Here is a 12,212-nt window from a genome sequence, read left to right as displayed (position 1 = left end):
GCAACTAGCCTCCAAGTCGAGCGATTTGGAATCTTTGCAGCATCAATTGGGCGAAAAAGAACATTGGGCTAACGAATTGCAGCAGCAACTAGCCTCCAAATCTAGCGATTTGGAATCTTTGCAGCATCAATTGGGCGAAAAAGAAAGTGCGATCGCATCTTTACAGCAGCAATTCGCTACCGAAAAGCAAAATCTCGAAAGCCAATTGCAGGAAACTGTATCGAAGTCAAGTTACGAAGCTTTGCAGCAGGAGTTAGCAGAAAAGTCAAGTGCGATCGGCAACTTGCAAGTTCAACTCACCGAGTTCCACTCTCTAAAAGATCAATTAAGCCAAAGTGCTGCGAAACAGCTAAATTACGAGGCTTTGCAGCAAGAGTCTCAAGAACAGCTAAAAACAATCAAAGCTTTACGGGAACAGCTAGTTCAAATGCAAGCTGTGGCTGGGATTGGCGAAGCTTATCTCAACAAGTGGCGCCGTCCCTGATTTTCTCATCAGCACGCCACAGTCTAACGTTTCGGGTGCGCCCGGAGCACTTTACCCCTAAAACGTCCTCTAAACTCGGCCTCCTTCCTCTTGTAGCGATAGATTTGAACCTGTCGCTACAAGAGCTTTTTATGGCCAAATATGACCATAATATTAAGAAATATTACAATAAATAAATTATGATGACCGATCGCACGCCTCAAAGCAAATCCAGTGCAACAGACAGCAAGGGCCGCGTCACAGTAATTGGGGCCGGCATCGGCGGGCTGACAGCAGCAGCCTTGCTCGCCCATAGAGGATACAAAGTATTAGTATTAGATCAGGCGATCGTCCCCGGAGGATGCGCTTCCACCTTCAAACGCAAAGGCTTTACCTTCGATGTCGGCGCCACGCAGGTTGCAGGATTGGAACCCGGAGGCATTCACCACCGAATTTTCTCAGAATTAAACATCGAACTTCCCCCCGCCACACCCTGCGATCCCGCTTGTGCGGTATTTTTGCCGGGAGAAACGACACCGATTAGCGTGTGGCGAGATCCGCAAAAATGGCAGTCAGAAAGACAAAAACAATTCCCCGGAAGCGAACCTTTTTGGCAATTATTATCTACATTGTTCCAAGCTAGCTGGAAATTTCAAGGGCGCGATCCAGTTTTACCGCCCAGAAACTTCTGGGATTTCTGGCAATTAATTCAAGCAGTTCGCCCCGATACTTTAATTACTTTGCCTTTCACTTTTATGACGGTGGGAGATGCTTTGCGCTTGTGCGGTTTGGGCGACAATTTGCGCTTGAGAACTTTTCTGGATTTGCAGTTAAAATTGTATTCCCAAGTTGATACCGAAGAAACGGCGCTGCTGTACGCGGCGACGGCTTTAGGAGTTTCCCAAGAGCCGCAGGGATTGTATCATTTACAAGGAAGTATGCAGGTGTTGAGCGATCGCCTGGTAAGTGCGATCGAGCTTTACGGCGGCAAAGTGCTGTTGCGGCATACAGTCGAAAGTATTGTCACCACTAACGGCCAAGCCACCGGCACAGTGATTCGCAATCAAAAAACAGGCGAAGTTTGGACAGAAATTTGCGATCGCATTGTTGCCAACGTCACCGCGCAAAATCTAGTTAAATTGATGTCAAGCGAGCCTGTTTTAGAAACTTTAACAGATAATTCCGAGACCACAAACCAACTGCCAAATCAAATGGCAGGCTACAAACATCGAGTTGATAAATTGCCGCCCGCATCCGGCGCATTTGTGATATATTTGGGAGTGCATGAAAGCGCAATTCCGGCAAATTGTCCGCCGCATCTTCAGTTTCTCTACGACTACGACGGCGAGATTGGTGAGAATAATTCGTTATTTGTTTCCGTCAGTCATGCGGGCGATGGCCGAGCACCGCAGGGAATGGCGACAATTATCGCTTCGTCTTTTACTGATACTCGAATGTGGTGGAATTCCGCTGATTATGAAGGATTGAAGCAAAAATACGCTGAAGGTGCGATCGCCCGTTTGAGCGAATATTTCAATTTGACACCCGAAAAAATTGTACATCAAGAATCAGCAACACCTTGCACCTTTGCCCGCTACACAGCGAGAGATAAAGGCGTTGTCGGCGGCATCGGCCAGCGAATACCAACCTTCGGCCCTTTCGGATTTGCCAACCGCACGCCAATTAAAAACCTCTGGTTAGTCGGCGACTCCACCCATCCCGGAGAAGGAACTGCCGGTGTTTCCTATTCTGCTTTAACTGTCGTGCGGCAGATGGAGGCGGAGTTTTGATCGCAGATCAGAGGGCGGTTGAAACCGCGTCTACACGAACGAAGATCAGATCAGAGGGCGGTTGAAACCGCGTCTACAAAAACAATGTCCGCCTCCGCGGACTCAAGAAAAAGACGGCGGTTCAAACCGCCGAATCTTGAACCCGCGGAGGCGGGTTTTGTCTGTATAGACGCGGTTTCAACCGCCGAGTTTTCTAGACTCTATGACTACTTGATAGAAATCTTTGCGCCCACAGCTTCAAGCTGCTTCTTCAATTCTTCAGCAGCTTCCTTAGCAATAGCTTCCTTAACTGCCTTAGGTGCGGCTTCTACCAAGTCTTTCGCTTCCTTCAGACCCAAACCGGTAATTGCGCGGACTTCCTTCAGAATTGCGATTTTCTTGTCAGCAGGAACTTCTTCCAACATGACAGTAAACTCAGTTTGTACTTCTACTTCTTCAGCAGCAGCAGCAGGGCCGCCCATCATCATCATGCCGCCTACAGGAGCAGCAGCGCTAACGCCAAAAGCTTCTTCAATTTGCTTGACCAATTCAGAAGCTTCGAGCAAGCTCAGAGTCTTCAGTTTTTCTAAGATTTCGTCGGTTGCAGTAGACATTTTTTGAACTCCTAGTTCGATTTGATTAATTGTCAGTTGTCAGTTGTCAGTTGTCAGTTGTGATTTTCTAGTTCGAGATTTCTCAATTCAAAACTCACAATTCAAAACTCAAAACTATCTAAGCAGATACGCTTTCTGCTTCTGCTGGTGCTTCTGCTTCTGCTGGTGCTTCTGCTGCATCGCCGTCTTTTTCAGCATAAGCTTTGAGACCGCGTGCGATCGAAGTAGGAACTTGATTGATACCCACAGCCAACTTGGTTGCGACACCGTTGATAGCGCCAGCAATTTGAGCCATGAGTTGTTCCTTCGACGGCAGATCCGCTAATGCCTTAACATCATCTTGTTTCAGCACCCGTCCTTCCATCACGCCGCCGCGAACTTCAGTCTTCTTGGAAGCTTTTTGGAATTCTTGGTAAGCCTTAATCGCGCCGCCAATATCTTCTTGCACGAACATAAATGCCGACGTACCTGTCAGCAATTCCTGTATCGGCTGCCATGTTTCATTGCCTTCAACAGCAATTCGCATTAGCGTGTTTTTTGCCACTTGGCAACTGCTGCCTTTGGGACGCAAACGCCGCCGCAAATCTGTGATTTCAGCAACAGTTAAGCCTTTGTAGTCGATCGCGATTACCAGTTGAGATTCGCTCAAGGTTTGCTTGAGGTCTGCAATAATCTCATTTTTTACTGCTAAACTTTTGCCCATACTAATTTCACCTCCTTTTAGGATCTCAAACTGCCAATCAAAAACCCCAACCTTATAGCCGGGGCAGAGAATTAAAAATTAAGAATTAGGAATTAAAAGATAGAACTTTTTAATTGATTTTCTTGAGTTTTTATTTCTTCAGCCTCGGCAGGAAATTAAGCACTCGGCACCTGCGGTCTTCAGCTTATTGATTTTTGATTAGGCTATCACCATCCGGCAGACATTAGCAAGGGTATGCAGCAAATCTCGTGAGAGATTTACACAGACAGCCGAAGCTGTCTTTTACTTTCTGCCTTCGGCTTAATTCTTGCTAAGCAGCATCAAGTTTGGTATCGCGCAGAGCACTGATATCGACTTCGATCGATGGGCCCATAGTTGCGGATACGTACAAACTGCGCCAGTAGCGACCTTTCGCACCAGAAGGACGGTTGCGGTCAACAGTTTCTTGCAAAGCATGAAGGTTGACCAGCAAATCTTCCGCTGAGAAAGCTGCCTTGCCAAACATAACATGAACGATGCCTGTGCGATCGGCACGGAATTCTAGTTTACCACCTTTGAATTCGTCGATCGCCCGAGCAATGTCAGTCGTCACTGTGCCGCCTTTTGGAGAAGGCATCAAGCCGCGCGGGCCCAACAACCGACCCAATTTTGCCACCAACGGCATCACATCTGGAGTAGCAATCAGACAATCGAAGTCCATCATGCCCTTTTGAATTTCCTCGATCAACTCTTCAGAACCAGCAATATCTGCGCCGGCATTCAGAGCTTCTTTAACTTTTTCGCCCTTAGCAATCACCGCAATTCTGACTACTTGACCAGTTCCTTTTGGCAGCGATACAGTTGTCCGCAACTGTTGGTCAGTATATTTCGGGTCAATTCCCAAACGGATGTGAGCTTCAGCAGATTCGCCAAACTTAGCGGTTGCTGTTTCTTTCAAAAGTTGCAGAGCTTCCAGCGGTAGGTAAGGTCTCTCTTCAACTTTCTTTTGAAGTTCTTGCAATCTTCGCGATACTTTCTTTGCCATTGTTATTTTTTGGGGTTAGTAGATTTGAGATGTGAGATTTTAGATTTAAGAATTGAGCCGTTTCGGTCATTTCAAATCTAAAACATTTGCGATTCCTAGCGAAGCTTTGCTTCTCCCCCTGAATCGACTTGCGATTTTGGATTTTAGATTTTAGATTTTCGATTGAACTTATCAGCCGATCGTTGCCAATCTAAAATTTTTCCGATTCTGACGATTGATTGCTGCCAACTGCCAACTGCTTTCGGAGTCAACTGACAACTGTCAACTGTCAACTGTCAACTGTCAACTGACTTTAATCAGCGATCGCCACGCCCATGTTTTTAGCTGTTCCCGCTACAATTTTCATAGCAGCTTCAACATCATTAGCATTAAGGTCAGGCATCTTAGTTTCAGCGATTTCTCGCAACTGAGCCTGTGTGATTGTCCCTACTTGCTTGCGATTAGGTTCACCCGAACCCTTAGCAATACCAGCAGCCTTTTGAATCAAAACCGACGCCGGGGGGGTTTTGAGAATAAACGTAAAACTGCGGTCTTCAAAAACCGAAATTTCTACCGGAACCACGAGACCTGCTTGGTCTGCGGTTCTAGCATTGTACTCCTTGCAAAACATCATAATATTGACGCCGTGCTGACCCAAGGCTGGGCCGATAGGAGGAGCTGGGTTGGCTTTTCCCGCTGTAATCGCCAACTTAATTACTGCAACAACTTTCTTTGCCATTAGTTAGTTCTGTTTCTGAACCTGATTGAACTCTAATTCTACAGGCGTATCGCGCCCAAAAATCGAGAGTAAAACTTTGAGCTTGTTCCGTTCCGGGCTAACTTCAATCACATCACCTTCAAAATCCTTAAACGGCCCGGAAAGTACCACAACGTGGTCTCCTGTCGCCATCGATACTTTGACAACTGGTTCTGATTCCTGAGCGTTTCTGAAGATCCGTTCTACTTCCGAATGACTCAGAGGTAGCGGTTTGACGTGACCCCTGCCGCGCCCGTAGCGGCGTTTTTGCTCTGCCCCGACAAAATTAATTACATTCGGGGTATTTTTAATCACCTGCCACGTATCCTCGTCCATATACATACGGATGAGTACGTAGCCGGGGAAAATTTTCTCATCTGACTGGCGCCGGGAACCGTCTTTGCCGACTTTGATCGCTGGAGTTTGCGGAATTTCGACTTGAACGATACGATCGGCAACATCCAAAGTTTGAATCCGCTGATCCAAGTTTGCCTTCACGCGCTTCTCGCAGCCTGAGGCTACCTGAACAGCATACCAGCGAGCCTGAATCTCCGGCACATCTGGCGATGCTGCCTGTCCCGTCGTTTCTGTGGAATAATCAGATTCTTCTGATGCAAAAGTCATGGCCCAAACACCTTTCCTGCGCCCCAGTTAAAGAAGTTATCCACCAAATAGATCAGGCTTGCTGAGAGGATTACCATCAAAAGCACGGCCAAAGACTCGCTAATTAGCTGCTGGCGGCTCGGCCAGACCACTTTGTCGAGTTCTTCTCTAGTTTCCTTAAAAAAACCCGCAGGATCGAACCCAGGCGCAGTCATTTCTTGAGTTTCTTGAGCTTCGTCTTTTTTCGCCACGATCGAATCCCCCTTCCGATTTCAGATTTTAGATTTCAGATTTTAGATTTTGTGAGTGGCTCGCGGCTATCTGATTTTTTGACACTAACCACTTACGCCCAAGTCCAAAATCTCAAATCCAAAGCCAGCACTTTTTTACAAGCTCAACCCATCTAACGGTGTATGTGCCGATCGCCCTCAAAGGCGATCGAGAAGCAACACCGAGCATTTGTTGATGGCCTTTGTTGCGAACCGCCCACAAAAATTAATTCTACCCGAAAGTCTGCGGTTTCGGCTGTTTCCAGCCAATTATCCGGGCGCTTTCGGGCAGAATTAAAATTTTGGTGATTCAGCGCGCCCTGGAGGACTTGAACCCCCGACATCAGGTTTTGGAGACCTGCGTTCTACCAACTGAACTAAGAGCGCACAGGTGAGGTTGCTGAAATTCGCTTAACCTCTAGATTTCTATTTTAACACAGTGCGCTCGGAAATGGGAAACTTTTTTTTGAATTTTTCAATTTCCCATTTTCTGTCTCTCCAAGAGGAAGCTGGGTGCATTCCTACAGGGAGCGATCGAACCGCTGTTTGACGCGAGTAGCTTTGCCGACGCGATCGCGCAGGTAGTAAAGTTTTGCTCTACGGACTTTACCGCGGCGCATGACTTGAACAGTAGCGATGCGGGGCGAGTGAATCAAAAACACCCGTTCCACGCCGACGCCTTGAAACACGCGGCGCACAGTGATTGTTTCATTAATGCCGCCGTTACGCATGGCAATCACAGTCCCTTCGTAGGGTTGAACCCGTTCTTTCGCGCCCTCTTTAATTCTCACGCCGACGCGCACGGTGTCGCCTACGTAAATTTCTGGTAGAACTTTGCTTAGTTCTACCTTGACTCTATTTATTTCTTCCGTCTCGATCGAACGGATTATTTCTGCTGCGCCTTTCATAAAATTTTCCAAAACTCACAATCCCCTATCATATATCGAACTGCCAGTTTTATCTCAAAAAACTTCTATGTTAAATACTTCCTTGGTCGTATTTCTGCAACTCGGGGCGATCGCGATACTAGCTTTGTACGTCGCCGCCAACTTGGGGGCTAACGATGTCGCGAACTCGATGGGGACATCGGTAGGATCGAAGGCGCTCACGCTGCGGCAAGCAATAATTGTTGCAGGCATACTAGAGTTTGCTGGTGCCGTGCTGTTCGGGCAAGGAGTTTCCGAAACTCTAGCAACAGGAGTTGTGAATGCAGAAGTGTTCGCAGACAAACCGCAGGTATTTTTGATCGGGATGGTGTCAGTGCTAGCAGCTTGTGGCTTGTGGCTGCAAATTGCTACCAGTCTAGGTTTGCCAGTTTCTTCGTCTCATGCGGTGGTAGGTGCGATCGCAGGTTTTAGCTGGGTAGCAGCGGGAATTCATGCGGTTGATTGGCCGACTATCGGCAGGATTTCGTTAACTTGGGTGGCGACACCTTTTGCCAGCGGTGCTTTAGCTGCACTATTTTATAGTGGGGTGAAGCATTGGATTCTCGATCGCCCCGATCCTTTATTTCAACTGCGCGAGTGGATACCTTGGCTGAGTGCGGCGCTGCTGAGTGTATTTGGGATAATTGTATTGCCGTCTGTTGTGGATGTGGCTTTGGTGCAGACAGGCGCGATCGACTTCGCGCGCGATCGACTTGGCTGGAATCTGCCAATTCACGATATTGCGATTGCTATCGGGAGTATTGCTGCGATCGGGCTTTCCCTCAATAGCTGGAAAAAGTTAGAGAAAGAAGGTTCGGCAGCGAGCAATGTGCGGGATGTAACAGATAGAAAGAATAAGCAAGAGGAAATATTCTCCCCATCTCCCACTCTCCCCCTCTCCCCATCTCCCACTCTCCCTCACTCTTCCATCGAGCAACAGATGGCGAGATTTCAAGTGCTGAGCGCTTGTTTTGTGGCATTTGCACACGGTTCCAACGACGTAGGGAATGCCGTTGCGCCTTTAGCTGCGATCGCCTACATCCAGCGCACAGGCTCCTTTCCCCTAGAAGATTTTAACGTTCCCCTGTGGATTTTAGTCCTCGGAGGCGCAGGAATCGTCATCGGTTTAGCCATTTGGGGTCAAAAAGTGATCGCTACAGTCGGGGAAAACATCATCCAACTGCAACCCAGCGGCGGATTTTGCGCGGAATTAGCCACAGCTACCACAGTATTATTAGCATCTCGCTTGGGTTTGCCGGTTTCCACATCCCACGCTTTAGTGGGTGCAGTTGTGGGAGTCGGGCTGATTAAAGGTTGGAAATCGGTACGCTGGAAAACTTTGCAGTCAATTGGTTCGGCTTGGGTGGTGACAATCCCGATCGCCGCCGGTTTGGGTGCTAGCATTTTCAGCATCGCCCAATGGATTTTAGTTAAATGAACGCGATAGGTGTGTATAGCCTTTCAAGCGAAAGATGAAGTACGACTGGGCATAGGGCATAGGGCATAGGGCATAGGCATCCGTGGGCATACCTCACTTTTTTGAGAACCGCGATAATTTCCTTCTCCAAACAATGCTTTAGCTGTCAAGCCAGCACTTCCACACAGGGCTTTCTCAACTGAATCTCAGTGCTGTTACTAAATTGTATAAAGTGTTTTACGGTGAGTATTAGTCTAGAAACCACAGGCGTTGCTGGGCAAATGATGCCGGAAAAATAAACACTTCGGCTTAGTCTGAAATATTCAGGCTTTGGCGATCGCTTTTCATTCAGTTAACAGTTGATGGTTGATGGTTGAAAAAGAAAATCAGTTGATAGTTGATAGTTGATAGTTGACAAAGGAAGTCAGAAGATTGGAGTAATGAATCGTCTGATTTTAAGCTCTTCCGATCGCGCTTGGGGCTTTAAACCAAATTCTTATCGTAAAGCAATTGTCAGAATTTTTAGATGCCAGATCTGTTGCCCTTGGAGAATGGGATGTGTTAGTTTTTTGATGAGACAGGTTGCTTTTGAGGGTGCGATCGCCTCTTCAAACTTTGGCGATCGCAAGATCGGAAATTTTAATATCAAAAATCCGGGTGCAAGAGTGTGTGAGAGACTTGGGCCCAGAAACCCGGTTTCTAGCCATTTAATGCTCAAATTATGCCTTTAGGGGTGAGGAGTCTCGGCCCTACCCTCAACTTTAGTTGTCGGGGAAGAGGTTATCCGGCTGGCGAGGCGGGTGAGTTAGAGGCGAGAATTACCCGGAGCAATCGGTGCAGAGGTCAAGCTGTAGTATGATTTCTAATTGCACAAAGTGTTCTTGGGGCGATTAAGAGCGGGATAGCTTCGCTTCACGCAATTTTCTAACATTTCTAGCTCAGCGACTACCATAGATTCAACAGCGTCCGCAATCTTTGAGACCAACTCACTAGAACTTGCGACCTGATGCAGCCAAAATACTTAAGAACACTCTCTCGTGCAGTTTAAATTAGAGGTTATAGGCTAATGGCGAACCGGAACAGATACTCGCCAAAAGGCGACGCAGGGGATGCACAATCAGCAGAACAAGTCCTCAACTCAGTGATGCAGGAACTGGACGCTTTGCATGAAAATGTCAAAGGTCAGTTAAACCAGGACATTACTCGGCTGCAAACTGAAAAAAATCACCTGATTGAAGATATTGAAGGCCTCCGGGAGCAATATCGCAAATTGCAGTCTCAGCAAATGGAATCTCTGTCTGGGCGATACATTCAGCAGCAGCAATTGTGGCTGAAGCAGTTGGCTCAAATTTTGGCTCACAATTTGCAGGATTTGTTGGTGCAGCGGTTCAACGAACTCAGCGCTAACTCGGGCCATTCTCTCAGCAGCCCAATTCCCAGCGGCGAATTCCCCATACCCATGCCCCCTAGCAACTATGACGAACGGGCCTCGGAGTTATTGGCGGCGCTCGATGAACGGATAGATCGCAGTTTCCAGATGCTAGAACAAGATTTGAGCAGCTATGAAAGCGAGCTATCCATGCGGCTCAACAACATGAAAACCCTCGAACTCCAAGGGGAAGAACTGCTACAAAATCTCGTCAACCGCATTCGGGAAGAACTCGTAGAAGAAGAATATCTTGACAATCCTTTCGACGCTCAAGATTCCTATCCCGAGGAAGCAACTAATTCTATCCGCCCGCAAGTTTTGCCGCCAACACCTGCGGATGCGCCGCGGCAAGCCTTTCCACAGCCTTCAGCAGCGCCTGCGGCAGTCGCAACAGCCACTTCTCAAGTGCAAGCAGGTTTGATTCTGGCTTTGTCTTCGGCGGTGGTATTGTCGCTGTTTAATGTTTGTTTGAGAATTCTAATTAAAAGCAGAAATCCTCGGATGATTTTTGGCGTGTTTGAGCTTGATGGGGTGGTGACTCGGGGTTTTGGAAATTCTCTGTTGATTTTGTTGATGCGGCTGATCGTGGTGATGGCTTTGATGCCAGTATTGGCAACATTTCTGTATCCTTCTGTCTGGAAAGATCTTAAACGGTTTTTCTACTCGCGCGATCTATCTTTGTGGAGCAAGGTTTTAGGAAGCGCATTTTTTCTGTTTTTGTCTCAGGTTTTGATTTATTTGGCGATCGGCAATATTCCGGCGGGGATTGCTATTACAATTTTCTTTATTTACCCGATCGTCACCGTACTGGGTTCTTGGTTCTTGTTTGGCGCTCGTCCGAGTACGATCGGCTTTTTGGCGATGTTGGGGATTACCGCAGGTCTGATTTTAGTTGGATCGCCGAGTTTTGCTGCGCCAGCTCCTGGCGGTGGCAATGTCGAGGTAGGAGTCGCCGCTGCACTGGCTTCTGGGATTACCTTTGCAGGTTACGTATTGCTAACTCAAATGGCCGCCGGCAAACTGCACCCGATTCCTTTTAGTTTAGTTAATTTCGGCGCGATTTTTGTATTTTCGTCCCTGAGTTTGTGGGTACCGCTGTCAGAGAATCTGGCTCCGAAAATCGACCAAAATGTTTGGCCTGGTTTGATTGTGGGAGGCGTTATTTTAGGCGTACTGACACTATTTAGCTATCTTTTGAACAATTTTGCCATCCGGTTCGCGGGGGCGGCCTTAGCGTCAGTAATTGGCACTTTGGGCCCGGCGATGACAGCACTCTTCGGGTTTATAATTATCAATGAAAAGTTGCAGCCTGTAGCAATTCTCGGCATGGCTGTGGTGACATTGAGCGTGGCTGCGATGAGTGTAGAACGCATGGTAGCTCCTCAGAAAAAGGCTACTTAAGTTCAGTTGACAGTTGATAGTTGACAAAGGAAGGAAGAGGATTGGAGTAATGAATCGTCTGATTTTAATTTCTCCCTACAAGGAAGAGCCTTTAAACCAATTCTTTCTGGTAAAAACTGCTGTTGGTAGTGAGGACTTTAGTCCTAGGATTTTGAGGAATAAATTCCTCACTACGAACTTGTTTTATAAAGTGTTTGTAGCGGGGAATGCGAGTCATCCCATTTTGATTACTAATTAGGGCTTGCTGAAAAAGTCAGAAAACAGCATTTAGAAAGATGAGTGAATTTGAGATCGCCTCGACAATATAAGTTTTATCAATCTTGTTCTGGCGAAACATAGCTTTTACCAATAATTTAAGCCAAAAAACATCAAAAAAGGTTTTTGTTATGAAATAGACAGAAAAAAAGCCAAAAAGCCTGCCGTACCCTGGCAGAAAGATTCATCACCAGAAAAGTTATAGCGATACTTGTTTCAGAAGTATTATTAAGTTTAGCCATCACTCTATCGAGGCTGAATCTTCTTTTAGCTTCTCCAAACTTTCCCTCAATTAAGTTACGAATTCTCTCGTCTGATTGAGCTTGTTTTTTTATTGATTTGCTCAGATTTTTGGGAGGTCTTCCTAGACGGACACCGCTCATTCTGATGCCGAGTTCTTTGCACCAAACTCTATTTTCTTCTGTTCGATATATCCGATCTACATGAATTGATTCAGGGTAAAATCCGGTGAATTGTTTAAATGCTTCTACTTGTATTTTTAATTCTCCTGATTCGTTGAAGTTATCCCAACTAATTCGGTCTAAAAATACGTACCCATTTCGACAACTGGCTGACAGTTTTGCCCCAAATTCAACGGATTTC

Annotated in this window: 13 protein-coding genes, 1 tRNA gene, 1 pseudogene and 1 other annotated feature; of the genes and pseudogenes, 5 read left to right on the top strand and 10 right to left on the bottom strand. The window is 46.8% G+C overall.

Annotation, left to right across the window (positions count from 1 at the left end; translation table 11 throughout):
• Together JGK11_RS21730 and crtD are read left to right on the top strand one after the other, a co-directional pair.
• Positions 1-484: pseudogene (locus JGK11_RS21730) on the top strand (CopG family transcriptional regulator); the annotation flags it as partial.
• A 179-nt stretch (positions 485-663) separates the two neighbouring features.
• On the top strand, positions 664-2,253 hold the full coding sequence (gene crtD, locus JGK11_RS21725) for a C-3',4' desaturase CrtD (protein ID WP_293212824.1): 1,590 nt from the start codon (positions 664-666) through the stop codon (positions 2,251-2,253).
• A gap of 206 nt (positions 2,254-2,459) precedes the next feature.
• On the opposite strand, the gene rplL is transcribed toward crtD, so the two are convergent.
• From rplL to rplS, 9 genes are all read right to left on the bottom strand, one after another.
• Positions 2,460-2,846: a 50S ribosomal protein L7/L12 gene (gene rplL, locus JGK11_RS21720; RefSeq protein ID WP_293186745.1), complete on the bottom strand. Its 387-nt coding sequence runs from the start codon at positions 2,844-2,846 to the stop codon at positions 2,460-2,462.
• 118 nt (positions 2,847-2,964) lie between these two features.
• Positions 2,965-3,549 (bottom strand): 50S ribosomal protein L10, encoded by a 585-nt coding sequence (rplJ, locus tag JGK11_RS21715; protein WP_293186746.1) that lies wholly within the window; start codon positions 3,547-3,549, stop codon positions 2,965-2,967.
• Positions 3,550-3,578: 29 nt separating this feature from the next.
• Positions 3,579-3,750: a sequence feature (ribosomal protein L10 leader region), on the bottom strand.
• Between the two features lie 109 nt (positions 3,751-3,859).
• The gene (rplA, locus tag JGK11_RS21710) at positions 3,860-4,573 is read right to left on the bottom strand and encodes a 50S ribosomal protein L1 (RefSeq protein WP_293186747.1); all 714 of its coding nucleotides are present in this window, start codon (positions 4,571-4,573) and stop codon (positions 3,860-3,862) included.
• Between the two features lie 292 nt (positions 4,574-4,865).
• The gene (rplK, locus tag JGK11_RS21705) at positions 4,866-5,291 is read right to left on the bottom strand and encodes a 50S ribosomal protein L11 (protein ID WP_006635588.1); all 426 of its coding nucleotides are present in this window, start codon (positions 5,289-5,291) and stop codon (positions 4,866-4,868) included.
• 3 nt (positions 5,292-5,294) lie between these two features.
• Positions 5,295-5,933: a transcription termination/antitermination protein NusG gene (gene nusG / locus JGK11_RS21700; protein WP_293186749.1), complete on the bottom strand. Its 639-nt coding sequence runs from the start codon at positions 5,931-5,933 to the stop codon at positions 5,295-5,297.
• Positions 5,930-6,163, bottom strand: a complete 234-nt coding sequence (gene secE / locus JGK11_RS21695; RefSeq protein ID WP_293128199.1) for a preprotein translocase subunit SecE — start codon at positions 6,161-6,163, stop codon at positions 5,930-5,932. Before secE ends, nusG begins: the two co-directional genes overlap by 4 nt.
• A gap of 152 nt (positions 6,164-6,315) precedes the next feature.
• Positions 6,316-6,525: a hypothetical protein gene (locus tag JGK11_RS21690; protein ID WP_293186750.1), complete on the bottom strand. Its 210-nt coding sequence runs from the start codon at positions 6,523-6,525 to the stop codon at positions 6,316-6,318.
• Positions 6,496-6,568: transfer RNA gene (locus tag JGK11_RS21685), tRNA-Trp, on the bottom strand. Before JGK11_RS21685 ends, JGK11_RS21690 begins: the two co-directional genes overlap by 30 nt.
• 134 nt (positions 6,569-6,702) lie before the next feature.
• Positions 6,703-7,089, bottom strand: coding sequence for a 50S ribosomal protein L19 (rplS, locus tag JGK11_RS21680; RefSeq protein ID WP_293186751.1), 387 nt, complete (start codon positions 7,087-7,089; stop codon positions 6,703-6,705).
• A 67-nt stretch (positions 7,090-7,156) separates the two neighbouring features.
• On the opposite strand from rplS, the gene JGK11_RS21675 reads away from it, so the two are divergent.
• The 3 genes from JGK11_RS21675 (at position 7,157) to JGK11_RS21665 (ending at position 11,592) form a co-directional block, all read left to right on the top strand.
• Positions 7,157-8,545, top strand: coding sequence for an inorganic phosphate transporter (locus JGK11_RS21675; protein WP_293212822.1), 1,389 nt, complete (start codon positions 7,157-7,159; stop codon positions 8,543-8,545).
• A 1,045-nt stretch (positions 8,546-9,590) separates the two neighbouring features.
• On the top strand, positions 9,591-11,354 hold the full coding sequence (locus JGK11_RS21670; protein WP_293212820.1) for an EamA family transporter: 1,764 nt from the start codon (positions 9,591-9,593) through the stop codon (positions 11,352-11,354).
• Positions 11,355-11,403: 49 nt separating this feature from the next.
• Complete coding sequence (locus tag JGK11_RS21665; protein ID WP_293186754.1) at positions 11,404-11,592, top strand: hypothetical protein; 189 nt, start codon at positions 11,404-11,406, stop codon at positions 11,590-11,592.
• A gap of 130 nt (positions 11,593-11,722) precedes the next feature.
• On the opposite strand, the gene JGK11_RS21660 is transcribed toward JGK11_RS21665, so the two are convergent.
• On the bottom strand, positions 11,723-12,212 hold a 490-nt coding region (locus JGK11_RS21660), incomplete at its 5' end, for a transposase (protein WP_293212818.1).

Origin of the sequence: Microcoleus sp. PH2017_34_RAT_O_A (genome assembly GCF_020737885.1) — a bacterium.
In the GTDB taxonomy this organism is placed as follows: Bacteria; Cyanobacteriota; Cyanobacteriia; order Cyanobacteriales; family Microcoleaceae; genus Microcoleus.
This window is presented reverse-complemented; position numbering and strand designations above follow the sequence as displayed.